Consider the following 22,603-nt stretch of genomic DNA (forward strand, 5'->3'; position numbering starts at 1 on the left):
ACACTTTCTAACTGAGTCGCTTTATTCTTCCAGTATTAGTCGTCTACTTCCGCAAAGACTTGGGTTGCTTTCACAGCTTTCTTCCAGCCCTTGTAGAGTTGTTCCTTGCGAGATTCGTTCATAGATGGCTCAAAGAGTTCTCCTGTCTCGTTCAAGAGTTTCAACTCATCCAAGTCTTTCCAATAGCCCACTGACAAACCTGCTAGGAAGGCTGCCCCTAGAGCTGTTGTTTCCAAGTTTTTGGCGCGTGCGATATCGATTCCCAAAATGTCAGCTTGGAACTGCATGAGGAAATTGTTCATAGCTGCACCACCGTCCACTTTCAAGACTTGGATAGCTGTCTGAGCATCCACTTGCATGGTGTCGATGATATCACGGACTTGATAAGCGATAGATTGAAGAGTTGCCTTGATAAAGTCTTCTTTACTTGTTCCACGAGTTAAGCCAAAGACAGAACCGCGAGCGTTTTGGTTCCAGTATGGAGCACCTAGACCTGTAAAGGCTGGAACGACATAAACTTCATCATTGTTGTGAGAATCACGAGCGTATTTTTCAGATTCTGGTGAATTTTCTACCATGCGAAGACCGTCACGAAGCCATTGAATGGCACTTCCTGCGATGAAGATAGAACCTTCCAAGGCATAGTAAACCTTGCCATTGATTCCGTAACCAATCGTTGTCAAAAGGTTGTTTTCAGACAACTGCATCTCTTCCCCAGTATTCATGATGATGAAAGAACCTGTTCCATAAGTATTTTTAACCATACCAGGTTCAAAGGCCAACTGACCAAAGAGGGCTGCTTGTTGGTCCCCAGCCATACCTGAGATTGGCACTTGTCCACCATAGAAATGGAATGGCGCTGTCTTACCGTAAATTTCAGAGTTAGAACGAACTTCTGGCAACATAGCCTTAGGAATGTTGAGGATTTCCAAAATCTCATCATCCCATTTGAGTTCTTTAATGTTATAAAGCATGGTACGAGCTGCATTTGAGTAGTCCGTCACGTGAGCCGCACCGTCAGTCAATTTCCAAACCAACCAAGTATCGATGGTACCAAAGAGCAATTCACCCTTTTCTGCTCGCTCTTGAGCGCCCTCTACATGGTCTAAAATCCAACGAACCTTGGTAGCAGAGAAGTAAGCATCAATGATCAAACCAGTCTTTTCATGGAATTTTTCCACATAACCTTGACTTTTTAGTTGTTCAGCCAAAGGAGCTGTCTGGCGTGACTGCCAAACGATAGCATTGTAGATAGGAAGTCCTGTTTTCTTATCCCAGACGACAGTTGTTTCACGCTGGTTGGTAATCCCGATTGCTTCGATTTGATTTGGCTTGACACCACTTTCGATGAAAGCTCCCGCAATAACTGACTGGACGGAATTCCAAATTTCATTGGCATTGTGCTCTACCCAACCTGCCTGAGGGAAAATCTGGGTAAACTCTTTTTGACTCGAGCTGACCTTTTCTCCTTTTTTGTTGAAAATAATGGCACGAGAGCTTGTAGTCCCCTGGTCAATGGCCATGATGTATTTTTCTTGTGACATGTGCTGTCCTCCTGATAAAGATCTTGAGGATGTTTCCTCTTTACACTAACTAGTATACAAAATAAAGCGCTTTCTTGTTCATCAACTTTTTTTAATTTTTAAAAAAACGTGAGGAGATTGTGTGAATTTCACAAAAAAGACCTGGAACAACCAAGCCTTTTAAGTGAATAATAACTGACGAATCCCTGCCAAATCTTCCAAATCCAAGTCATTTTTTAAATAATAGACTGGGGTCTGTTCCTTCTTATGAATCGGGTTATTGGTAACCAGCAAATCATAATGCCGAGTTCGGTCATAGGCTTCAATGGTAATAAAACGATTGTATTCCAAATACCGTTTCAAAATGGCTGCCATCCTTGAAAAGACAAGAAAACCAGATGTCAAATCCAGACCAATCCGCATATGCTGGCCACCATTTTCAGCCATATATTCGATTAACTGGAGCCATTCCCAGAGAATTTTCTTATCTAAATCTGTCCCCTGATGAAAGGCCGGTAGAGCATGAAAAATCTCCTCTGCCGTTCCCCTAAAATCATGTTCCATCAGCAAATAAGGATGACGATTCTCCAACTGGTACTTGTAGCGGTCCTGTAAAATATAGCCCTTATAGAGATAGACTTGAGCACAAAGCTGACTGAGTTCATAGGTAACGTGATCCTCTGTATAATCACCCAGCAACTCCTCCTTCTTCATTTCTTGAATCAATTGCGTCAGCAAATCTGCCAACTGTCCTCCAAAACCAAGGATATACTCCATAGTATGAAGGGGAAGAATGCGATGAGATAGGAGGAAAGAGAAGAAAATCATCATCTCCCCATCCTCAGTTCCTAGAGGAAGATGTTGCCCAGCAAAAAAGGACGGAGCCTTTCGGTGCAAACGAAGGTAGAAAATATTGTCAAAATACCCTCGCATTTTCTCTTCTATGACTTGAAACTGACAAGCATTGACCCGAAGACGCTGTTGACTGATGTGATCCCAGAGAACCAAGTCCAATTTCTGACCCGCAGACAAACTTGCACCGCAGATTTCTTCTAAAGTGGCAATCTCCTGTTTTCTCTCTGGTTTCTGCATATGGCCTTCCCATTCCTGACTCGACCAGACCTTGCGAAAAAGACAGAAATAGAAATAGCGAATCTGATGCTCTGGACCTCGCCAACGTCCATTTTGGATGGATAAGTCAAATTCTGACAAAATCTGATTCAAACTAGCTAAGTGGCGACCAAGCGTAGCCTCACTAATCATCAATTCTTGAGCCAGCTGATGGGCTAAAAACTGTTGGTGGTAGAGAAGATAAACAAGAATCTGGTATTTAACAGCATTCTCCAAAAACAGGCTCCGGATATCTCTCCCTTTGGTAGCTGCACCGATTGACAGGCGCAGATTTTCATCTTCTAAGGAGATAGTCAGCTCTAAGCCACTATCCAAAGCCTTGTCATTGAGAAGGGTGACATATTTGGTTAGGGTTGCTTTTGAAAATCCTGTTTCCTCCATTACAGCCTTGACGGTCGTCTGAGACTCTTGTAATAGAAAGGAAAGGATTGAAAATTGGCCAGATTCAGCCTTTTCCATCAAATCTCCTAAATACATTTGTTACCCCTTTCATTTTCTACCTTAAGCATAGCATAAATCTTACAAATGCTGAAATAATCTGTTTCTCTTTTTATTTTCATGCTGATTTCCTGGTCCATTATCCTAAAAATCAGCAAACACACGGCTCCCCCTTTGGGCATTTTTATGCTAAAATAGTAGCTATGGATAAAATTATTAAAACAATATCAGAAAGCGGAGCCTTTCGTGCTTTTGTCCTTGATAGCACAGAAACCGTCCGCACTGCTCAAGAAAAACACCAAACCCAAGCTAGCTCAACTGTAGCGCTTGGTCGAACTCTTATCGCTAGCCAAATTCTCGCAGCCAATGAAAAAGGAAATACCAAACTAACAGTGAAGGTACTGGGATCTAGCTCTCTAGGAGCCATTATCACCGTTGCTGATACCAAGGGGAACGTCAAAGGCTACGTTCAAAATCCTGGTGTTGACATCAAAAAGACTGCAACTGGTGAAGTCCTAGTTGGACCTTTTGTTAGAAATGGTCAATTCCTCGTTATCACAGACTACGGTACTGGAAATCCTTACAACTCTATGACTCCCCTCATCTCTGGGGAAATCGGTGAAGACCTGGCCTTTTACCTGACCGAAAGCCAACAAACCCCTTCAGCAGTCGGCCTCAATGTCCTTTTAGACGAAGAAGACAAGGTCAAGGTTGCAGGTGGTTTCCTAGTTCAAGTCTTGCCGGGAGCCAAGGAAGAAGAGATTGCTCGCTTTGAAAAACGCATCCAAGAAATGCCAGCTATCTCAACGCTTCTAGAAAGTGAAGACCATATCGAAGCCCTCCTCAAGGCTATCTACGGTGACGAGGCTTACAAGCGTCTTTCTGAAGAAGAAATCCGTTTCCAATGCGACTGTAGCCATGAGCGCTTTATGAACGCTCTTGCTAGCCTTCCAAGTTCAGACTTGCAGGAAATGAAAGAGGAAGACCACGGAGCAGAAATCACTTGTCAATTCTGCCAAACTACTTACAACTTTGATGAAAACGACCTGGAGGAACTCATTCGTGACAAATCTTAATACACCTTTTATGATTGGCAATGTTGAGATTCCCAATCGTACCGTTTTAGCACCCATGGCTGGCGTGACCAACTCAGCCTTTCGTACTATCGCAAAAGAGCTCGGAGCTGGACTCGTTGTGATGGAAATGGTCTCTGACAAGGGAATCCAATACAACAACGAAAAAACCCTGCACATGCTTCATATCGATGAAGGCGAAAACCCTGTTTCTATCCAACTTTTTGGTAGTGATGAAGACAGCCTAGCACGCGCAGCAGAATTCATCCAAGAAAACACCAAAACCGATATCGTGGATATCAACATGGGCTGCCCAGTTAACAAAATCGTGAAGAACGAAGCTGGCGCTATGTGGCTCAAGGACCCCGATAAGATTTACTCTATCATCAACAAGGTCCAGTCTGTCCTTGATATCCCACTTACTGTCAAAATGCGAACAGGCTGGGCTGACCCGTCTCTTGCAGTAGAAAATGCCCTCGCTGCTGAAGCTGCAGGTGTTTCTGCCCTCGCCATGCATGGCCGTACCCGTGAGCAAATGTATACAGGTCATGCAGACCTTGAGACCTTGCACGACGTAGCCCAAGCTCTGACCAAGATTCCATTTATCGCCAACGGTGATATCCGTACTGTCCAAGAAGCCAAACAACGTATCGAAGAAGTCGGTGCTGACGCAGTCATGATCGGCCGCGCTGCTATGGGAAATCCCTACCTCTTCAACCAAATCAACCATTACTTTGAAACAGGAGAAATCCTCCCTGATTTGACCTTTGAAGACAAGATGAAAATCGCCTACGAACACTTGAAACGATTGATTAACCTCAAAGGGGAAAACGTAGCAGTTCGTGAATTCCGTGGCCTCGCTCCACACTACCTCCGTGGAACATCTGGCGCTGCCAAACTCCGTGGAGCCATCTCCCAAGCTAGCACCCTAGCAGAGATTGAATCCCTCTTGCAATTGGATAAGGCTTAAAATGGTTCATACTGCTCTACTGATTATCGATATGCAAAAAGCATTTGATAACCCTATCTGGGGAGAACGAAATAACCCTCAAGCTGAACAACAAGCATTGAGGATACTGGCATACTTTCGTAAACACGCTCTTCCAGTCTTACATGTTCAACACATATCTGACAACCCCCAGTCGCAATTTTATAACAAACAAAATCAGGTGTTTAAAAGTGGATTTGAGCCAGTTACTGCAGAACCTGTCTTTCAAAAAACGGTTAATAGCGCCTTTATTGGAACAAATCTTGAAACATATTTACGAAAAAATCAGATTTGTCATTTAGTCGTTGTTGGTTTGACCCTGCCTCATTGTGTATCTACTACGACACGAATGGCAGCAAATCTTGGTTTTGAAGTCACTTTACTAGCAGATGCCACTGCCAGTTTTACCCTATCTAACAAAAACGGTCAGGCCATCTCTCCTGAGACTATCCATGAGATTAATCTCCTTTCTCTACAAGATGAGTTTGCTCAAACTCTTACTACAGAAGAATTTTTAACCCAAGTACAAGTATAAAATAATCCGTCAACTCTTATTTGAGCTGACGGATTTTCTTTGATTGTAAAAATTCAAATACTGAGGGTTATTATTGACTCAAAGCAACACTGGAAACCTTACCATCTGCTCCTGTTGTAATCTGGATGACTCTCCCTCCACCGATTTTGGCATTATACTTGCCACCATCAAGAGTATAAGAGTAGCCTCTGATAGAGTAATTTTCTTTCTTTCCATCAGCAGATTCTACTGTAAATTGACCACCTGATGAAACTGTGATGGTTTCGCCATTTGCTCCCTTCCAGTTGCCAGCTGCAGCTGAGAAATCACCATCTACCATTGTTAGAACACCCTTGTAGCGTTTATTTTGCTCTGCTTGTTTGTCTTGAAGTTTGCGGTCAGTTGTAGGATCATAGCTTGATTGGTTAGACTGGGTTTGAGGAGCCTGTTGAGTTGAAGGAGCCTGAGCAGGAGTTTGTTGACTAGCCGCCTGTTGATTAGCCACTTGTGATGGTGTCGCACTTGCTAAAGATTGATCAGTAGACGCCTTAGCCTTTTCAGATGAAGCTGAACTTGAGGACTTCTGAGTCTTGCTTTCTTTGCTAGCAGAAACTGCTTTAGAACCTGATGATTGGCTTGTCTTAACAGAACTGCTTACTTGAGTTGTTTCCTTTTTATTTCCACAAGCTCCCAATAGCAAGGTAGAAGCCAATACAGTTGCTGCCATCAATTTGATATAGGTTTTCTTTTTCATTTTTCTACTCCTTTGTAATGTTTTAGAAATATAAAGAAATCTTTTTGTAATATAATTGTAACATTGCGTTTTAAACATGTCAACAATTTATCTAAACTATTTTAAAAATCTTAAATACTTTAGATACATTTACTCCTCCTACTCTTCTATTCGTAATAAAATAGAAAAACAGGAGATTTTTCTATTAAAAATTTGAATTTGTTTTGTGTAATCGCTTAAAACTTTAAGTACAAAGGAATATAATAACATTGAAATAGAATATAGGAGGTGCATTCTTATGCTAAATAAGTATTACAAGTATCTTCCTTGAGTGATTTTGGGAGCTTTCTGTTCTTATCAGTCTGCAGTTCGCTACGCTCAGACTACATTTGATTTATTTTACTTAATAACCATTTTTATGATTGTAGATATAGCTTTATTGTACTTACATGAAACCTATTTAAAATATAAATACAAGGATTTATTCATTCGCATCATGAGCAATTCTAAGAAAGATATCCATCCCTAAAAACATTCGCAACAGCAAAGCCATCTCATGATGGTACATAAAGAGGTCGGGAACTTTTCCCGACCTCGCTTTTTATACAATATCAAATTTTAACTGGCCTGCTTTAACACCAATCTTAAGTGTGCTGCCTGCCACTAATTCTCCCTTGAGAAGAAGTTCTGCCAACTTGTCCTCCACTTCTGTTTGTAGGGTTCTACGAAGTGGACGAGCTCCCATCTCTGGGTCATATCCTTGATTTGCCAACAATTTCAGTGCTGAAGCTTGTAATTTCAAGTCAATACCTTTTTCAGCCAAACTTGCCACTAAAGGTTTGACCATAATCTTCACTACTTCCTGCATATGGTCGCTAGATAGGCTATGGAAGACCACCTTTTCATCAATACGGTTAATAAACTCAGGTCTATAAGCCTTTTTCAGCTCTTCAAACATGCGTTTTTCCATATTTTCCTGGTCAAAACGAATGTCTTTTGCCCCAAAACCAACCGTCTTGTCATCACGAAGGGCTGTCGCACCAAGATTTGACGTCATGATGATAATAGTATTTGAAAAGTCAACCTTGCGTCCCTTGCTATCGGTCAAGACACCATCATCCAATACCTGCAAGAGAACATTAAAGATATCTGGATGGGCCTTCTCTACCTCGTCAAAAAGTAGAACGGAATATGGTTTATTTCGAACTTTCTCGGTCAACTCCCCACCTTCTTCATAACCTACATAGCCCGGAGGAGCTCCATTGAGACGGCTAGCTGCGAATTTCTCCATATACTCACTCATATCAAAACGGATAAGGGCTGATTCGTCATCAAAGAGGACCTCTGCCAGAGCCTTGGCCAATTCGGTCTTACCGACACCTGTAGGTCCTAGGAACATAAAGGAACCAATCGGACGCTTGTGACTGCGAATCCCTGACTGGTTGCGGCGAATGGCACGGCTAATACTTGAAACTGCTTGATCTTGACCGATGACACGTTTGTGCAATTCAGCTTCCAAGTTTAAGTATTTCTTGGCATCCGTTTGGGTGAGTTTTTGGACTGGGATGCCTGACAAGCGACTCAAGGTGGTCAAAATATCAGACTCTGTCACCAAATCTTTATAGACTGGGACTTCCTCTTCTTTTGCGATTAGCTGGGCTGCCTGTTTCCACTTACCATCCATCAAGGCCTTGTCAGCTGGACTCAAACCTGAATCGTCTGTTTTTACATGCTTTGACTTATTTTGCACTGTTGCTGCTGCTTCATCCAAGAGATCGATAGCAGAGTCTGGTAAATGGCGACTGGTTAAGTAACGATGAGCCATCTTAACCGCTGTTTCAACCGCTTCATCTGTGATTTGCACCCGGTGATGTTTCTCATAAGTCGCCTTCAAGCCTTGCAAAATGGCCATACTGTCGGCCACACTTGGCTCTTCAATCGTCACTTTGGCGAAACGACGAGAAAGGGCCGCGTCTTTTTCAATGTGTTTTTGGTACTCTTCCTGAGTGGTGGCACCAACCGTTCTCAAAGTTCCACGCGCCAAGGCTGGTTTCAAGATATTGGCCGCATCCAGAGTTGAGTCAATTCCACTCCCAGAACCCATGATAGTATGGAGTTCATCGATAAAGAGGATGACTTGTCCATCTTCTTCAATATCCTTGATGATATTGTTCATGCGTTCTTCAAAGTCACCACGGAAGCGTGTCCCTGCAACGACATTCATCAAATCAAGCTCTAACACGCGCATCTTAGCCATTTCCGCAGGTACATCCCCACTAGCAATACGCTGAGCGAGCCCAAGCGCCAGAGCTGTTTTCCCGACACCAGCATCCCCAACCAAGACAGGATTATTCTTGGTTTTACGGCTCAAGATTTGAATCATACGCGAGATTTCCTTATCCCGACCGATGACTGGTTCTAACTTGCCAGAACGCGCTTGCTCTGTCAAATCATGCGTATAGTCCTCGAGACCACCACTCGGAGTCTGGGGCATGCCCATCATATTGGCCATAGAATTTTGCTTATCAGCTACTGTACGATGGCGTTGACGTAAAGCCTTGAGATCTTCACGAGTCCAGCCTGCTCGTTCTTCTAAATTTCGACGAAGGGCTGCAATCTTGACCTGATCTTTCTTGTCTTCATAAGAAAAACCAGCTCTCTCCAAGATACGAGTCGCCAAGGAATTTCCATCATGCAAAATCGCATAGAGGACATGCTCTGTCCCTAGCACCTTAGCATGGACCACTGACGCTACATACTCTGCTTCGTCAAAAAGGACCTGCAAACGATAGGAGAACGGCAATTCTGTAAAGGTTTCATCCTGGCTATAGTCCGTTTCAGTCAGTTCTAAAGCCACCTCTTCTAAACGGTCCATCTCATATGGATAATCATTTAAAGTCGCCCCTGCCACACTATAACTGTGATTGGACATGGCAATCAACAAGTGCCAAGACTCTAGATAACGAGCTCCAAAATGGCTAGCCACCATGTAGGCACTTTCGATACATTCATTCAATGCTTTTGAATAGTTCATCTTACTTCCCTTTTCTATCTACCTCTTGTATGACCTGTCGTAGCATGTTTGCACGAACAACTGGAGCTTCTTCTCCTAGAACGCGATCCAAAGCTACTGATACTAGCAAATTCATCTCCTGCTTGGTCATCAATTTCTGCTCAACCAAAAGCTGTAGAATATCCTCATAAATTTCTTGACTGACCCGCTCACCAATTGAGTAAAGCAGCTCCCTGAGCATTTCATGATGACTAGAAAACTCAATCCGTCCTATACGAATGTAGCCTCCGCCACCACGCTTACTTTCAACCAAGTAGCCTCTACTTTCCGTAAAGCGTGTCTTGATCACGTAGTTAATCTGACTAGGAACAACCTGAAAGGTATCTGCCAACTGACTACGTTGCAACTCCACGATACCAGATTGATCTAAAATCGCCTTGATGTAGGCCTCAATATGATCCGATGTATTTTTAAATCTCATTACAAACCCACCTCTCTCTTTAAACCTTGACTATCTTTGACTATACTATCATTTAAGACTCTATAAGTCAAATTTTTAAGGCTCAACCATTGGAAATACTGACTTTTTTTAAAAAACACTTTGGCATTAATTCGCCTTAGTTTTTCTTGAAAGTTCCTAAAAAAGTCCACAAAAAAAGCCCTAAAAAGGGCGTAATATTGATGAGTTCAGCAGGCAAGAAACTAGCACGGTCAAACGTGCTTTTTTATTACCTGGTAATATTATAGCATATCTTCCACAGCATAGCCATAAGACACAAAGAAAAACCCTCAGATAATTTTCTGAGGGATAAACAGTAATGATTACTTGTCATTATCGTCACTGTCTATAATAGTTATCACTATAATAATTACTAAAAGAGCAAGCACGTACAAAGTCAGCAATATTAAGACTAGCGATGTTGGTACTCCTATGCTGACGAGAAATATCATAAAAAATATTCCAACTATTGAAACTACTTTTAAAAAATTATAGACCATTTTTAAAACCTCTTAGAATAAAATTCACGTATTAAATACGTCTAACGAAGCTACCTTTATTATTAATCTAGTCAAAACTCTACAATTTAATTGATTATATGCAATACGTTTCTTAATTAGTAATATGATTTATTCTAAGCAATATGTTTTATTCTAGGCAATATGTTTTGTTTTAAGCAATATGTTTTATTATGAGTAGTTAAGAATTTTGTATTTATTAATAATAGCTTCATATGCATTATAAAACATTAAAAATTAGATGTCAATCTTTTTTATTTTCAGGGTTGCCAATTAAAATATATCCCTTGTAACAATTTATTTGAAGCTTTCTATAATTTTTCTTAAAAATAAGCCTTTCATCCTAAATCTATTAGTTTTTACCCCCTTTTTATTTGGAGGCCTCCGACTTGGAAAAAGTTCCCTTCACCGGTTCCCAAAGTATTCAAAAAAATTTTTTCAACGTGGGGGGGAGTCAATATCCTTTCAGTTCTATAAATCTTTTAGCAATTACTTTTCTTCGACTATTTATATAACGAGTAGTTTTATTTAGTTTCTCTGCCACGTCTTCCCAAGTCGCACCAGCTTCTAAATATCTCATTTTAAAAATGACTAAATCACTTTCAATTAAGTTTTCCATCAAGGTATCTACAACTAGTTTAAAGCCTTCTAAATATCTTAGTGTTTGATCTTCTTCAATTCTAATGATGGTTGCTTCAGTAGGACTATATACTGTCTTGCCTTTCCCACCAGTATAATCTTCAGTGCTATGTTTCTTATTATGTATCAGTTCCTGTCTTCTCAAATAAATTTTATTAGCAAGCGTTCTATATCGTCCTAACTCAATATCTATCCCGTCCAGGTCTCTGTTACTCAACTCGTACATAGGCAAGTACCTCCACTTAAATTTAAAAATTTTTTTATCTTTCAATTTGTCAAATTGTAAATTCTGTCAAACTGACAAAAAGCGCTAAAAGCCTTCCAACACTCCACTTACCAGGTATCATTGTTTTAAGTTTGACAACTATTCAATATGACAATTTAAAGAAGTATCCCTCTAATTTATTCCCCAGTTTCTCTTATCTTACATTCTGTGAAACTCACTCCATTCTGTAACTTACTGATATACATGGCTTCCAAGCCTATACTCTGTTTTAGTTTATGCTTTCTTCATTTTGTGAAACTAATTTACTGAAATTAAAAACAAGGCCACTTTTGATATAACTATCAATTTCTTGATATTCAAATCATCCTTGTTTCTAATGAATTACTCTTTACCTAAATACTCTTTAATCTCACGATATTCCTTAGAAAAATTCATCCATCCGCTAGAATCAGGGTTTAAGAATGGTAGGACAGTAAGCGGACTTACTTCTGTTCGATACGGCGATAGAGAATGTCTCTGACTTATTTCTCTGACTACACCTGTATGAATTTCTTCTACATCCTTCTTCAGTTCTTGAATTTCATCATATGCGTCCAGAATTCGTCTAAGTTTCTTTCGGTATTGTTTATAGATCTTCTTAGTTTCCATCCGTTGCTTAGTTTCTTTAAAAATATATTCAAAGATGACTGCATTAGCTTCTGAAAAATCACTATCAAATTTTTCCTGAAGGCCATTAATAGCTTTTTCCATCTTTTCCAGCTGCTCTAAAGATTCTAAGTTATTTGACAAAAAAGAATCTATGTTCTCAAATGAAACTGCTTGATTGCCTAACAAGCTTTTTCTTTTTTCGCTTAACTGTTCTCGTGCTGAATTAATCTTACTTTTTTTATTATCTAGATCATCCAGTGTTTCAAATACTTGATTAATATCCATTTCTTTCTCCTAGTTCCATTGAATAAAGTAACCACAATCTTCTTCAACTTTTTTTACATCAAATCGGGTATGTAAAATCAACCGTTTTCCAAAATAGTCATTCGCATTCACCCAACTAAGTGTATCTTTCTTGCGATCAAACAAAGTAACAAAGTTTTCTAGATCTCCAATAAAGCCTTTTTTGTCACCTTTATTCCCTAATGTTGTATCATCTACAATTAAAAAGTTATCTACAAAAAATGTTTCACTTGTTCCTGTCTCTTTATCAACTTTAAGAAGATAATTTCCTGAAGTGTCTTTCATTTTTTCTAAGACACTAAATAGTGATTGACTAACAACCATAGATACATTGCGCTCTGGATTGATTAAAGAAACAATAGATTTCAAGTCGTCGATACTTGTAGCAGTCTGCACTTTCGCAGTTTGGAGAATTTTCCCAATCTCTCTATTTCGTGTTCTACGTTTTAATTTAATAATCTTCTTACCAAGAAAATCCGTTAAATTATATTGCCCATCATCTAATTGCTCCTGTGAAAAATCAAGTTTTCCACTGAATAATTTAACTAAGTAATCAACGCTGACAGTTTTCTTTTTATCTGCTTCTGTTTTCTCAACCGAATTTTCGCTAACTTCTTGTAATGAATCAGATTCAAAGTCAGTTACTTCATACTTCCCACCACGGGTACGAGTCTCAATAACATTTACTAGATCAACCAGTTCTTTACGTTGATGTTCATCTTCGTAACTATCAAGGATTGGTTTTTCAATGAGTACATGATTATTTTCTACGTTCATCCCTCTAGTGTTATAACCTGTACTTCGGATATAAGCTTCTAGATTTTCTTTTTGTTTAGCTAAGTTAGTTGTCATGTTTTGCTCCTTTATCTTACAAGATTATTTACCTATATTTTTTATTCTTTGTTCAAATTTCTCTTTTATTTTTTCCTCTACTGGTTTTATGTGAGGAATTGCTTTGCTGCGTCCCCCATTTCTTAATACATGTCCATGTTCTAATAAATGAGTTAATCTATATGTTGGATCTGCATTATAGATTACAAAAGAACCTTTAGAATTTTTCTTAAAGCGCCAATTTTTCGCATATTTCCCATATCTTTTAGGACTTGTTTGTTTCAATTCATTCACTGCTTCATTTGTAACTTCTTCAGCAATTAAATCTATCTGTTCTTCAACTTCTTCAGAATAAGCTTCCAAAGTTTTAGCAATTTCATTTGCTAGATCACTCGTTAGACTCATTTCCCCTCCTTCATCTTTTAATATCTGATTTTTGTTTATAATTTTTTCTAAAATTCTTTGCTCTTAGTTTTTCTTTTATGACTCTCCGAGCCTTTAGAATCATTTTTTCTAGATTTTGATTTGTCTTGTTTGTTAGCATATTTTTCTAGTATTTCTTGTTTCCGTTGTTCTAAGCTATCATCTTCTTTTTTACACTGAGAAAAGATTTTCTGTCTTTTATCTGGATCCATAGAAAACTTATTGGCTACTACATACCCTAAAGAAGTATCTCCTGACATCTCCCTCACCCCCTTTCTATGCAAACAAAAAGGGACATACCACTAGCATTATATGCTTACGGTATGTCCCTGAGTTGTTCTCAATAGACTTATTTTTTAGTTTCTTTTTTGACTAGATGGGTAAATTTTCCATCTGAGTAGAATAAAGTTATCTCTCCAAACCTTGGAACTTTTTCTATCTCTATTATACCACATTTTTCGTAGACAACAAAGCCTTTTTCTGTTGAAAATCGCATTTTATCATCATTCATTGATATTCTCCCCTCACTGTGTTTATAGTGTATCTCTTGTCTTTGATCGTGAAAGCTTTGAAAGTGTTCCCTTCTAAACCTTTCAAAATTCTACTTGAGTTTCTAGCATTGTAAACCGTTCTTAGCTCGCTACTATCTAAGTTTGTGTTAAAAATCGTAGTTTCTCGATTATTGATAATATCAAACAAGAAATCCTGTTCCCAGTCACTCTTAGGAGTGATTGTCCCATTTTTTGCCCCTAGGTCATCGATGATTAGAAAATCTACATCAACAAGCTTTTTAACTGCCTCATACTCTGTTAAGTTTGCATTTCTTCCATAAGCCCAGCCTTCTTTTATCTGCTTGATAATCTCAGTTAAGCTGATAAACAAGACACTCTTAGGCTCGTGCTTCTCTCTGAAGCTCTCATTGATTTCTTTGGCCAGGGCAAGCGATAAATGACTTTTTCCTATTCCTGTGCTACCACTGATTAAAGTATTTCCCGTCATACCTGCAAGGTACTTCTGGGCTTGCCCCTTTACAAACTCTAACATCTGACGCTCCTCTGTAGTCTTAACAAAGAAATTATCAAATGTCGCTCCTTTCAACTCGTTAGGGATTTTACTATCACGCATTAAGACATCATAAGTTTTAAAGTAAGCCTGTCTGTCCTCGAACTGCTGTAATAGGTCTTTCTCTTTTTGTTTAATCTCTCCCTTTACACACTCTGGGCAAAATGCTTGTACTTTTCTTTCTGAACCCCCTAACACTGGTACAGAAATTTCCCAGTAATTTACCTGGTGAATATCGCAAACTTTATCCGATATTTTTCTGTTATTAAATTCTTTAAATTGTTCCTTCATCTTTGCAACTCCTAAAATGGTAGGTCTGGGAAGTTATCTTCGGACTTCCCTTTTATTGTTTTAGGCTTTTGATTCAAATAACCGTCAAACTTAGATCCGAAAAGTGTTTCTGGTCTCAGATATTTAGAAAATTCAGGACTATCCTTCCATTCTGCCGTTTTAATATCTATCACCTGTTTAAAATCTTCAAGTGTATAGCCTTCTTTGAATCGTGCTAGTAAAAGTCTTTTTGTCTTATCAACAAACTTATACCTCTTATTAGCTACTTGATTCAGATAAACAATAGGAATCCAAAGTTCTTTATGTTTTGTTTTCTCTAAATCTTTTATAGCTGTTTCTTCAAGCCAAGTAGGAAAAGTGAAAGATGAGCTTTGCTCATTAGGCGAGGTTCCCTCGACTATATACTCTTTATTTATATCTAACTTTAAATCTTGCTCTAACTCTTTCTCTTTATCTATCTCTTTCTCTGTCCTACATGTAGATAACGTTGTAAAATTATTAGATAACAATGTAAGATTTTTTTCTTTCTCTTGTTGCTCTTTGCGGTAGCTTCTCATATATGCAGCGTGGTTTGTTTCTTGTTGTACCAAAGCTTTTGCTTGTGTTAACTCGGCATTTTTATCTTCATCAATCTGAATCAGACCACATTGCGTAAAATAAGCTATAGTCATAGATATATCATCTTCAGAAACATCTAATTTCAAGGCCAGTTCTTCTTTTAAGGTTTCAAAGTACCCTTCGTAATACAGAATACAATCACTTTCAAGACTTTCTAACATCATGCGCATATAGATCACTGTCATGGTATAGCCACCAGGCATACTTTTTAGTCGCTTAATAAATAGGTTATCAAAAAACTTCTTATCAATTTTCAACCAAAAATATACTTTAGTCTTCGCCATCATCTACCCCCAGGAACTTCAAAATATCCGTAACTTTGTAATAGACTTTTCTAGTATCTTCTAGCGGTGGTTGGTAACGTCTTAGTCCTGCAACTTCCCACTTTTGCAAGGTTTTGTATTTTATATCTAACTCGTCCATAGCTTCTTGTGCTGATATTAAACCAGTTAGTCGTGGTTTCGGTTGTTCTCGAACTGCTAGATAGTTTTCTATAACCGTGCTTATTCTATTAGTTAAATCATGTTCGCTTTCTTTACTCAAACTAAACATACTTAGCCCTCTTTACTGACCATTCCAAGCTGAATATATCGCCCATAATCAGGGCTTAAATCCTCGCTAGTCGTTTCAATCGTCTGTGTACTTTCTCGCTCGATTTGAGCGCTTTTTTTGCGGTATCGGTGGTTTAGATACATGAGAAAGCCAACCAATATCACGGTAAAAATAAGCGCCTGTGTATTGCTTAAATCTAGTTCATTCATGCTATGCCCTCGCTTTGTAATTCTTGATATATAACTGTTGGGCTTGATGTTCCATCTTTTGGAAAGCTTCAACTTCCTTGATAGATACTTTGTTATCTAAAAAATCAATAATAAACTGTAATAGATTTGGATTGTTAACCTTTAAATCGGCCATAAAATCATCAATTTCTACTTGAGTCATTTTCATTACATCTGGAATTTTCATCTGACTTGTACCCCAATTCTTCAAAATTCTCACAATTAAGGAGATAAACTGCAATCCCGTCCAACTCTCTATAGAGTTGTTCCATCTGGTCACGAATAACGCCTAACCCCTCTGTCATCTGTCCAGATAAGATATCAGTATCTACTCTGTTATTTTTCGCCATTATCAGCGAATTACTCAACTGTCTGACTAATTCAATTCTGGGAAGCACATCTCCAAGTCTGCCTCCTTGCTCTTGAATTTCCTTTATGTTTAATGCCATATTGTTTTCCTGTGCCTTTTTTGTCTGTTTCCTATACGTAATTAGCACCACTCCAAACGCTGGGCGATTGCCCCTAGTTGGCGGACGCATGTAGTGATGTTTTGTGGGTAATCATCCACATTTTCGATAAACAAGTGCTTAGAATCGCCGTGTCAGCACTCGTTTTTCAAAACCTTTTCTAATTGCTTGCCTGCTATTAGTTATTGCTTCAGTAGCATTTTCATGCTATAATCAAGATACGTTAAAAAACGTATACCTTTTATCCTGTCGCTTGCTCGCCTTGGCCAAAATTTGAGCAAGTGATTTTTTTATTTTCTTTTTGCATGATTACTACCTGACTTTGGTTTATAAATCAAATCTTTACTATCGATAAGATCTAGAATCCAACTAATTCCCTGTTCTACTGTTTCAAGAAATGCGCCTAGGTCTTCACTGTCCAAGTTCTCGTAGTTCATACAAAGATATTCGGCTAGTTGTCTGTCTTTCTCAACTAGCTTTTTAAAATCCTTGGAATACTTAGGAATTTCTAACCCTTTGGCATTTGTAACTGTCTTAAATTCATTTTCCATTTTCTGTACTCCTATGCTTTAAAAATTAATTCCTTAATTTCTGAATATCCCCTATTCAAGTTAATCATCGCTATTGCCATATCTTCCAAACGCTGATAGTTTGTCAGTTCATCACTGGTTAAACTGTCAATACCGTTTCCACTTTCTCGCTCTTGCATGAGTTGAGACTTGTTTTTCCCTGTAGCTCCCTTTAGCAGTAAGTTTGTAAGTGTACTATAGGCATGCTTGGGCGCTTTCTCCCATGATTTGATAGCTTCGGTTAAGGTCTTGCGCTTTGGCTTTTCCAGTTCCCTTTGAAGATAGCGTTTAGAAAGTTCATCACGCATTTCAAAGAATGCTTTGACTAGGTTCATTTTGAATTGCCGTACTGGTTCGGTATTCTTTAGATAAGTGATCAGCAAGGTAGCCTGTTGCTCGTTCAGAAGATAGATTTTTTTCGGTTGCCCTCTCTTATCTAATTTATGGATTTTAAATCCAAGTATTCCCAACGCTTCAAAATCAGCTTTATTATCTCTGACTAAGCGTGTAATAGTATGGTGCTGTACTTCAGCACATTCGGCGATGATTTCGCTCGTAGTATACGGCTCTTTCTTGCCGTCCATGTAAACCAGTTCCATTGGTTCACTCCTTTCTTCTTTTGTCAGTGCTTGCCACCTAAAACAGTACCAAGGTAAAGCATTAAGGTAGGGTAAAATCGGAGAATATGAAGCCCTACAAACCCTTGATACTGCTATAGGTAGCAAGCAAATTACACTAGCGAATATTTAGCTAGATCTGTTTATCAATCCCCAGTGGTAAAGCACCACATGAGAAATCTGTAAATGTAGAGTAGTATTGCGATTAGTTCGCTCCTTTCTAATAGTCTTTGGCAAGCCATTCCATAACACTAGCATATATTCTTTTGGGCGCTTTATAATCTCCCTTCAAAATTTTAGGAACCGTTCTAGACGCTACACCAATTTCTAGAGCTAGTTCATAATTTTTTAGTTGCAAATCAGCTTTTTTCCTTCTTAATGCTTTCGCCTGTTCTTGTGTGATAAGCATTTTTCTTTCTCCTTTCCCTTTTTTTATTCTCATTTCAAGAACAAATTGATTATATAATCTTATTTTGAGAATGTCAAGCATTTTTGTTCTTTTTTTGAGAATTTTTTGTAGATAATATTTTTTTACTATGATATAATCAATTCAAAAAGTACTTGAATTAGGTGGTATCACATGAAAATTAAACTTAAAGAACTGAGGGAGAAAGAAAAAATATCTTTAAATAAACTCAAAAACATTTTGAAAGAAGAATACGATATAACAGTATCCGATAGTCAACTAATGTACTACGAAAATGAAATTAGAAAACCTAGAGATGAAAATATATGGTCAGCTTTAGCTGATCACTTCGGAGTAAGTGTCGCTTACTTATTAGGGCACGAAGATGAACAAAATATTTTAAAAATAATCCAAAGTAACGAATTTAAAAAATTACTTAATGATATAGATATTGAAAAAATAAATGAACTTAGTTCAACGTACAAAAACGTTGAAGAACATATAAATAATCCTGTAAAGTATGACAATTTTGGAAAAGGATTGCTTAATCATAGCCAATCGTATATGTTTACAATTGAAGAACTAATAACTGCTGATAAAGAAAAAAATACAAATTTTGCAGATATTTTAATCAACTATATTTCTTTAAATGACTATGATAAAAAAATAGCTTTTGATTTAGTTCAAAAATTATCTGATAGAGACGACGAAAAGGAGTAAACCCCATGGGATTTTTTGACACTGTAAAACAAGAGGGTAGTTTTTCTACCGCATCTGGAGTAAATGGACTACACTACGTTGTCCTTCAGGTAACTTTGAAAGAAAAGTTTTTCGGTACTGGATCAGGAAACCTTACAGAATTAGAAGATGTTATCAATAAACAAGCTTCAAAAGGTTATCGCCTTCATACCATCACAACCGCCAATGGTGGAAGCAAAGGTTTAGGCGGTGGTGACCGCATTCAGGCTACTATGGTTTTTGAGAAGATTCTATAAAAATTCCCCATCTTTTATTAGAAAACATCAGCATATAGGAGGCTACTTATGAAAAAATTACTAAGCACATCAGCTATTTTACTTTCTGCTACCGTTCTAGTAGCTTGCTCTAACAATCAATCAGCTACCAAAGATAGCTCGGAGAAAGCAAAAGCGGAGCAAAAAAATACTACTTCAACAAACACAAAAACCAAAGTAGATAACAGTAAATACGATAATATAATTTCTGAAATCAAATCAAAATTAGATCCTGAATCAACTGGCGCAATAAGCGTTAAAATTCAAAATAACGTAATCGATTCAGATTCATCCGAACCGCATGATACAATCATGATTTTGCTAACTGGAACGGCTAAAGATAGCGCAAAAGAGACTATGGACGCAATCAATTCAAATTCTGCTACAACTAATCAGCAAAATGCAATTACCGTATTTCGGATGTCTATATCTGAGTTTGCTAAAAAATTACCAGACGACAATACTACTCTTTCCCTTGGGTATGAAAAATCTGCTGATCAATACGACTTAATCGCAAAATCTTCAAAACAAAAAGATTTGATTCCTATTGGAGAACTCATCGTAAATTAAAAAATCCCCTATATTCGCCAATAGCAACCATCGTTTCATGGTCTATTGTGCAAAAACAGGGGAAATTGAAGAATAGAAAGCCAATTTTACAGACTAAAGTGCAAAAAACGGCAAAATTGACAAATAGTAAAAGACAAGTCTGCTACTGCTGACTTGTCTAACAATGCAATAAAAGCAACTTTCCCAGCGTTGAGTTTTTTCGATACTCAAAAATTTAAAAAAAACAAACTAAAAATATTGACAAAAACTAAAAATTACAGTATTATTAGGCAATGAGAAGAGTTTCTGCTCCCAAGGGAACAGAGTACGCGAAACACCGCCTAGTTCTACTAGGTGGTGTTTTTGTATATAAGGAACATATATGAAACCATTTCAAACATTAGATGAACAAATAAAACTTCTCCAGTCTAGAGGTTTAGAAATAGATAACATAGAAGAATGTAAAAGATACCTTCTAACTAACAACTATTACAACGTCGTCAACGGATATAGTAAGTTTTTTCAAACATCAAAAGATAAATTTATAGCTGGTGCAGACTTTAGAGAAATAGCTGCAACACACTTTTACGATAAAGAAATTAAATCAGCTTTTTTAAAAGCAATTATAGATGCAGAAAAACACTTTAAATCCGTACTGGCATATCGTTTTTCAGAAGCATATCCAACACCATACGCTTATCTAGATATTAATAATTTTGAAACACAAAAAGATACAAAAAGGCTAGCACAAATTACTAATTTAATCAGTATATTAGCTAGAATACTCAATGATTATAATAAGGATAAGCAAAACAATTCTATAAAACACCACTATAAACAACATGGCGTTGTTCCTTTCTGGGTTATCATCAATGAACTTACATTAGGGCAAGCATTTAACTTTTATAGAAATCTAAACACTGATATAAAAAATCAAATAGCTAGAGATTTATCACCATTCTTACAGGAAAATATTGAATACATCCAAAATAGACCTAGTAAAGACCTTTTAAGTGGAAAGGCTTTAGAAAGTATTATTAAAAATATACTAGAAATTAGAAATATCACTGCTCACAATAATAAGCTTTTCAATTATAAATGTCGTGAGAATCTTCCACAACTAGCTTATTTCCACTATTACAATAACAATGCTAATACGTCAAGACAATCTGTATATTATGTTTTTCTTGCCTTGCAATGCCTACTTGCTTCCACACAATACGCTCAATTACATAACACTATTATTAAAAGAACCAAAGCTCTAAATAAAAAAGCGCACTCCATTGAAGCCGGCATTGTATTGGACACACTTGGATTTCCGCATAATTGGTATAATATCACTGACACATTAAGATAGAACTACTTGCAATATATGGGCTTTTAAAAAATCTCATATAAGCCCCATATCCGCCTTGTTTTCTATTCTGGTACATTTTACCATCTGACTGCTTAAAATCGAAAATAAGGGGGTTCTCGTAGCTCCTCGCATGGTATAAACTCAAAACCTTTTCTAATTGCTTGCCTGCTGATGGAAAAGGAGTAAAACCATGAAGATTACAGAGTACAAAAAGAAAGATGGATCAGTAGTTTACCGTTCCAGCGTTTATCTTGGCATCGATACCGTAACGGGTAAGAAAGTCAAGACAACTATTTCAGACAGAACTAAGAACAGGCTCAAAAGCAAGGCTATCCAAGCCAAAGTAGAGTTTGAAAAAAACGGCTCAACGGTTATAAAAACCGTCAACGTTACCACCTATCAGGAATTGACGGAACTCTGGCTAGAAAATTATTGCCATACAGTAAAACATAGCACCCTTATAGGCGCAAAAAACAACATAAAAAAGTATCTCCTACCAGCCTTTGGAGACTACAAACTAGATAAACTAACGCCCCCAATCATTCAGCACCAGGTAAACCAGTGGGCAATAGATTACAATCAACTAGGAAAAGGTTATCAGCAATATAACCAACTCCATGCCCTAAATAAACGCATATTATCCTATGCCGTTTCCTTGCAAGTCATTGCTTCAAATCCAGCTAGTGATATCATCGTCCCACGGCGCAAACCCAAACAAGGGCAAAAACTGAAATATCTGGATGACGACAATTTGAAAAAATTCTTAGATTATCTGGATCAGTTGCCAAACACTTACAAAAATTTCTCCGATACGGTGTTATATAAGACACTTCTAGCGACTGGTTTGCGTATTCGTGAGTGTCTAGCCTTAAAATGGTCTGATATTGACCTACAAAACGGTAGCATTTCAGTTACCAAAACTTTAAACACCCTCAAGGAAATCACTAGCCCTAAAAGTAAAAGTAGCATTAGAGAAATAGCACTGGATACCAAAACGGTACTCATGCTTCGGCTCTATAAAGCAAGACAATCCCAAATAGGTAGGGAAATAGGGGTAACTTTTGAAAAATTGTTCTCTGATACCTTTGACAATTATAGAGAAGCTGGAGCGCTCAGATTCAGACTAGAAAAGCATTTAAAACTGGCTGGATGTCCTCGTTTAAGTTTCCACGCTTTCCGACACACCCACGCTAGTATCTTGCTTAATGCTGGCCTGCCATACAAGGAAATACAGACACGGCTTGGCCATGCAAAAATATCTGTAACCATGGACACTTACAGCCATTTATCAAAAGAGAACCAAAAAAGAGCAGTCTCATTCTTTGAAACTGCCCTCGAAAAAATAAAAAGTTCTTAAAAAAGTCCACAAACTAAA

The 22,603-nt window shown here is 37.9% G+C and carries 29 protein-coding genes; 9 read left to right on the forward strand and 20 right to left on the reverse strand.

The window, feature by feature from the left end:
• Positions 1-35 precede the first annotated feature (35 nt).
• Positions 36-1,544 (reverse strand): glycerol kinase GlpK, encoded by a 1,509-nt coding sequence (glpK, locus tag O3636_RS06875; RefSeq protein WP_000076788.1) that lies wholly within the window; start codon positions 1,542-1,544, stop codon positions 36-38.
• 159 nt (positions 1,545-1,703) lie between these two features.
• On the reverse strand, positions 1,704-3,131 hold the full coding sequence (locus O3636_RS06880; protein WP_371642345.1) for a helix-turn-helix domain-containing protein: 1,428 nt from the start codon (positions 3,129-3,131) through the stop codon (positions 1,704-1,706).
• Between the two features lie 164 nt (positions 3,132-3,295).
• On the opposite strand from O3636_RS06880, the gene hslO reads away from it, so the two are divergent.
• The 3 genes from hslO to O3636_RS06895 are packed head-to-tail and all read left to right on the forward strand — an operon-like array spanning position 3,296 to position 5,688.
• Complete coding sequence (gene hslO / locus O3636_RS06885; RefSeq protein WP_371642347.1) at positions 3,296-4,168, forward strand: Hsp33 family molecular chaperone HslO; 873 nt, start codon at positions 3,296-3,298, stop codon at positions 4,166-4,168.
• Entirely contained in the window at positions 4,155-5,135 is a 981-nt protein-coding gene (gene dusB / locus O3636_RS06890; RefSeq protein ID WP_371642349.1) for a tRNA dihydrouridine synthase DusB, read from the forward strand. Before hslO ends, dusB begins: the two co-directional genes overlap by 14 nt.
• Position 5,136: 1 nt before the next feature.
• Complete coding sequence (locus tag O3636_RS06895) at positions 5,137-5,688, forward strand: cysteine hydrolase (RefSeq protein ID WP_261015500.1); 552 nt, start codon at positions 5,137-5,139, stop codon at positions 5,686-5,688.
• Positions 5,689-5,758: 70 nt separating this feature from the next.
• On the opposite strand, the gene O3636_RS06900 is transcribed toward O3636_RS06895, so the two are convergent.
• Positions 5,759-6,421 carry a hypothetical protein gene (locus O3636_RS06900; RefSeq protein WP_371642351.1) on the reverse strand — a complete coding sequence of 221 codons (663 nt, stop codon included), beginning with the start codon at positions 6,419-6,421 and terminating at the stop codon, positions 5,759-5,761.
• Between the two features lie 310 nt (positions 6,422-6,731).
• Between O3636_RS06900 and O3636_RS06905 the strand changes: the two genes are divergently transcribed.
• The gene (locus tag O3636_RS06905; protein ID WP_371642353.1) at positions 6,732-6,929 is read left to right on the forward strand and encodes a hypothetical protein; all 198 of its coding nucleotides are present in this window, start codon (positions 6,732-6,734) and stop codon (positions 6,927-6,929) included.
• A gap of 72 nt (positions 6,930-7,001) precedes the next feature.
• Here the strand turns inward: O3636_RS06905 and O3636_RS06910 are convergent, their stop codons facing one another.
• The 17 genes from O3636_RS06910 to O3636_RS06990 form a co-directional block, all read right to left on the reverse strand.
• Positions 7,002-9,434: an ATP-dependent Clp protease ATP-binding subunit gene (locus O3636_RS06910; protein ID WP_371642355.1), complete on the reverse strand. Its 2,433-nt coding sequence runs from the start codon at positions 9,432-9,434 to the stop codon at positions 7,002-7,004.
• A gap of 1 nt (position 9,435) precedes the next feature.
• The gene (locus tag O3636_RS06915) at positions 9,436-9,894 is read right to left on the reverse strand and encodes a CtsR family transcriptional regulator (protein ID WP_261026597.1); all 459 of its coding nucleotides are present in this window, start codon (positions 9,892-9,894) and stop codon (positions 9,436-9,438) included.
• A 990-nt stretch (positions 9,895-10,884) separates the two neighbouring features.
• On the reverse strand, positions 10,885-11,295 hold the full coding sequence (locus tag O3636_RS06920) for a DUF722 domain-containing protein (protein ID WP_000273147.1): 411 nt from the start codon (positions 11,293-11,295) through the stop codon (positions 10,885-10,887).
• A gap of 381 nt (positions 11,296-11,676) precedes the next feature.
• A complete protein-coding gene (locus O3636_RS06925) occupies positions 11,677-12,228 on the reverse strand; it encodes a hypothetical protein (protein WP_000354075.1) in 552 nt (183 codons plus the stop codon).
• Between the two features lie 9 nt (positions 12,229-12,237).
• The gene (locus O3636_RS06930; protein WP_000210505.1) at positions 12,238-13,098 is read right to left on the reverse strand and encodes a phage major capsid protein; all 861 of its coding nucleotides are present in this window, start codon (positions 13,096-13,098) and stop codon (positions 12,238-12,240) included.
• A 24-nt stretch (positions 13,099-13,122) separates the two neighbouring features.
• Positions 13,123-13,482 (reverse strand): HK97 gp10 family phage protein, encoded by a 360-nt coding sequence (locus tag O3636_RS06935; protein WP_000060160.1) that lies wholly within the window; start codon positions 13,480-13,482, stop codon positions 13,123-13,125.
• Between the two features lie 47 nt (positions 13,483-13,529).
• The gene (locus O3636_RS06940) at positions 13,530-13,760 is read right to left on the reverse strand and encodes a hypothetical protein (protein ID WP_000012235.1); all 231 of its coding nucleotides are present in this window, start codon (positions 13,758-13,760) and stop codon (positions 13,530-13,532) included.
• Between the two features lie 89 nt (positions 13,761-13,849).
• Positions 13,850-14,011 (reverse strand): hypothetical protein, encoded by a 162-nt coding sequence (locus O3636_RS06945; RefSeq protein WP_000997173.1) that lies wholly within the window; start codon positions 14,009-14,011, stop codon positions 13,850-13,852.
• A complete protein-coding gene (locus tag O3636_RS06950; protein ID WP_000662896.1) occupies positions 14,008-14,853 on the reverse strand; it encodes an ATP-binding protein in 846 nt (281 codons plus the stop codon). The genes O3636_RS06945 and O3636_RS06950 overlap by 4 nt, the downstream gene beginning before the upstream one ends.
• A gap of 11 nt (positions 14,854-14,864) precedes the next feature.
• Positions 14,865-15,755: a conserved phage C-terminal domain-containing protein gene (locus O3636_RS06955; RefSeq protein ID WP_001140557.1), complete on the reverse strand. Its 891-nt coding sequence runs from the start codon at positions 15,753-15,755 to the stop codon at positions 14,865-14,867.
• Positions 15,742-16,023 (reverse strand): hypothetical protein, encoded by a 282-nt coding sequence (locus tag O3636_RS06960; protein ID WP_000492115.1) that lies wholly within the window; start codon positions 16,021-16,023, stop codon positions 15,742-15,744. Before O3636_RS06960 ends, O3636_RS06955 begins: the two co-directional genes overlap by 14 nt.
• Positions 16,024-16,025: 2 nt before the next feature.
• A complete protein-coding gene (locus O3636_RS06965) occupies positions 16,026-16,232 on the reverse strand; it encodes a hypothetical protein (RefSeq protein ID WP_001003758.1) in 207 nt (68 codons plus the stop codon).
• Position 16,233: 1 nt separating this feature from the next.
• Positions 16,234-16,437: a hypothetical protein gene (locus O3636_RS06970; RefSeq protein ID WP_025170925.1), complete on the reverse strand. Its 204-nt coding sequence runs from the start codon at positions 16,435-16,437 to the stop codon at positions 16,234-16,236.
• Positions 16,394-16,699, reverse strand: a complete 306-nt coding sequence (locus O3636_RS06975) for a hypothetical protein (RefSeq protein ID WP_001196978.1) — start codon at positions 16,697-16,699, stop codon at positions 16,394-16,396. Before O3636_RS06975 ends, O3636_RS06970 begins: the two co-directional genes overlap by 44 nt.
• A 308-nt stretch (positions 16,700-17,007) precedes the next feature.
• The gene (locus O3636_RS06980) at positions 17,008-17,268 is read right to left on the reverse strand and encodes a hypothetical protein (protein WP_000426662.1); all 261 of its coding nucleotides are present in this window, start codon (positions 17,266-17,268) and stop codon (positions 17,008-17,010) included.
• An 11-nt stretch (positions 17,269-17,279) separates the two neighbouring features.
• Positions 17,280-17,885 carry a Rha family transcriptional regulator gene (locus tag O3636_RS06985; RefSeq protein ID WP_000424677.1) on the reverse strand — a complete coding sequence of 202 codons (606 nt, stop codon included), beginning with the start codon at positions 17,883-17,885 and terminating at the stop codon, positions 17,280-17,282.
• Between the two features lie 238 nt (positions 17,886-18,123).
• Positions 18,124-18,393: a hypothetical protein gene (locus O3636_RS06990; protein ID WP_000884271.1), complete on the reverse strand. Its 270-nt coding sequence runs from the start codon at positions 18,391-18,393 to the stop codon at positions 18,124-18,126.
• 90 nt (positions 18,394-18,483) lie between these two features.
• Between O3636_RS06990 and O3636_RS06995 the strand changes: the two genes are divergently transcribed.
• The 5 genes from O3636_RS06995 to O3636_RS07015 all read left to right on the forward strand — a co-directional run bounded on the left by O3636_RS06995 (position 18,484) and on the right by O3636_RS07015 (position 22,585).
• The gene (locus O3636_RS06995; protein WP_000694590.1) at positions 18,484-19,029 is read left to right on the forward strand and encodes a helix-turn-helix domain-containing protein; all 546 of its coding nucleotides are present in this window, start codon (positions 18,484-18,486) and stop codon (positions 19,027-19,029) included.
• 5 nt (positions 19,030-19,034) lie between these two features.
• Complete coding sequence (locus O3636_RS07000) at positions 19,035-19,304, forward strand: DUF4177 domain-containing protein (protein WP_000505375.1); 270 nt, start codon at positions 19,035-19,037, stop codon at positions 19,302-19,304.
• A gap of 48 nt (positions 19,305-19,352) precedes the next feature.
• Entirely contained in the window at positions 19,353-19,892 is a 540-nt protein-coding gene (locus O3636_RS07005; RefSeq protein ID WP_000735520.1) for a hypothetical protein, read from the forward strand.
• A gap of 361 nt (positions 19,893-20,253) precedes the next feature.
• On the forward strand, positions 20,254-21,228 hold the full coding sequence (locus O3636_RS07010; RefSeq protein WP_000802142.1) for an Abi family protein: 975 nt from the start codon (positions 20,254-20,256) through the stop codon (positions 21,226-21,228).
• A gap of 190 nt (positions 21,229-21,418) precedes the next feature.
• Entirely contained in the window at positions 21,419-22,585 is a 1,167-nt protein-coding gene (locus O3636_RS07015; protein ID WP_000704670.1) for a site-specific integrase, read from the forward strand.
• Positions 22,586-22,603 lie beyond the last annotated feature (18 nt).

Source organism: Streptococcus sp. 27098_8_76 (assembly GCF_041432315.1).
Classification (GTDB): Bacteria; Bacillota; Bacilli; order Lactobacillales; family Streptococcaceae; genus Streptococcus.

Bases quoted from the DNA above. Each gene is read 5' to 3' on its own strand.
- O3636_RS06940 (WP_000012235.1), bottom strand. From the start codon at position 13,760: ATGTCAGGAGATACTTCTTTAGGGTATGTAGTAGCCAATAAGTTTTCT.
- O3636_RS06960 (WP_000492115.1), bottom strand. From the start codon at position 16,023: ATGTTTAGTTTGAGTAAAGAAAGCGAACATGATTTAACTAATAGAATA.
- O3636_RS06985 (WP_000424677.1), bottom strand. From the start codon at position 17,885: ATGGAACTGGTTTACATGGACGGCAAGAAAGAGCCGTATACTACGAGC.
- O3636_RS06995 (WP_000694590.1), top strand. From the start codon at position 18,484: ATGAAAATTAAACTTAAAGAACTGAGGGAGAAAGAAAAAATATCTTTA.
- O3636_RS06880 (WP_371642345.1), bottom strand. From the start codon at position 3,131: ATGTATTTAGGAGATTTGATGGAAAAGGCTGAATCTGGCCAATTTTCA.
- hslO (WP_371642347.1), top strand. From the start codon at position 3,296: ATGGATAAAATTATTAAAACAATATCAGAAAGCGGAGCCTTTCGTGCT.
- O3636_RS06970 (WP_025170925.1), bottom strand. From the start codon at position 16,437: ATGAAAATTCCAGATGTAATGAAAATGACTCAAGTAGAAATTGATGAT.
- O3636_RS06990 (WP_000884271.1), bottom strand. From the start codon at position 18,393: ATGCTTGACATTCTCAAAATAAGATTATATAATCAATTTGTTCTTGAA.
- O3636_RS07000 (WP_000505375.1), top strand. From the start codon at position 19,035: ATGGGATTTTTTGACACTGTAAAACAAGAGGGTAGTTTTTCTACCGCA.
- O3636_RS06950 (WP_000662896.1), bottom strand. From the start codon at position 14,853: ATGAAGGAACAATTTAAAGAATTTAATAACAGAAAAATATCGGATAAA.
- O3636_RS07015 (WP_000704670.1), top strand. From the start codon at position 21,419: ATGAAGATTACAGAGTACAAAAAGAAAGATGGATCAGTAGTTTACCGT.
- glpK (WP_000076788.1), bottom strand. From the start codon at position 1,544: ATGTCACAAGAAAAATACATCATGGCCATTGACCAGGGGACTACAAGC.
- O3636_RS07010 (WP_000802142.1), top strand. From the start codon at position 20,254: ATGAAACCATTTCAAACATTAGATGAACAAATAAAACTTCTCCAGTCT.
- O3636_RS06920 (WP_000273147.1), bottom strand. From the start codon at position 11,295: ATGTACGAGTTGAGTAACAGAGACCTGGACGGGATAGATATTGAGTTA.
- O3636_RS06980 (WP_000426662.1), bottom strand. From the start codon at position 17,268: ATGGAAAATGAATTTAAGACAGTTACAAATGCCAAAGGGTTAGAAATT.
- O3636_RS06965 (WP_001003758.1), bottom strand. From the start codon at position 16,232: ATGAATGAACTAGATTTAAGCAATACACAGGCGCTTATTTTTACCGTG.
- O3636_RS06915 (WP_261026597.1), bottom strand. From the start codon at position 9,894: ATGAGATTTAAAAATACATCGGATCATATTGAGGCCTACATCAAGGCG.
- O3636_RS06955 (WP_001140557.1), bottom strand. From the start codon at position 15,755: ATGGCGAAGACTAAAGTATATTTTTGGTTGAAAATTGATAAGAAGTTT.
- O3636_RS06935 (WP_000060160.1), bottom strand. From the start codon at position 13,482: ATGAGTCTAACGAGTGATCTAGCAAATGAAATTGCTAAAACTTTGGAA.
- O3636_RS06895 (WP_261015500.1), top strand. From the start codon at position 5,137: ATGGTTCATACTGCTCTACTGATTATCGATATGCAAAAAGCATTTGAT.
- O3636_RS07005 (WP_000735520.1), top strand. From the start codon at position 19,353: ATGAAAAAATTACTAAGCACATCAGCTATTTTACTTTCTGCTACCGTT.
- O3636_RS06945 (WP_000997173.1), bottom strand. From the start codon at position 14,011: ATGAATGATGATAAAATGCGATTTTCAACAGAAAAAGGCTTTGTTGTC.
- O3636_RS06930 (WP_000210505.1), bottom strand. From the start codon at position 13,098: ATGACAACTAACTTAGCTAAACAAAAAGAAAATCTAGAAGCTTATATC.
- O3636_RS06925 (WP_000354075.1), bottom strand. From the start codon at position 12,228: ATGGATATTAATCAAGTATTTGAAACACTGGATGATCTAGATAATAAA.
- O3636_RS06900 (WP_371642351.1), bottom strand. From the start codon at position 6,421: ATGAAAAAGAAAACCTATATCAAATTGATGGCAGCAACTGTATTGGCT.
- O3636_RS06975 (WP_001196978.1), bottom strand. From the start codon at position 16,699: ATGGCATTAAACATAAAGGAAATTCAAGAGCAAGGAGGCAGACTTGGA.
- O3636_RS06910 (WP_371642355.1), bottom strand. From the start codon at position 9,434: ATGAACTATTCAAAAGCATTGAATGAATGTATCGAAAGTGCCTACATG.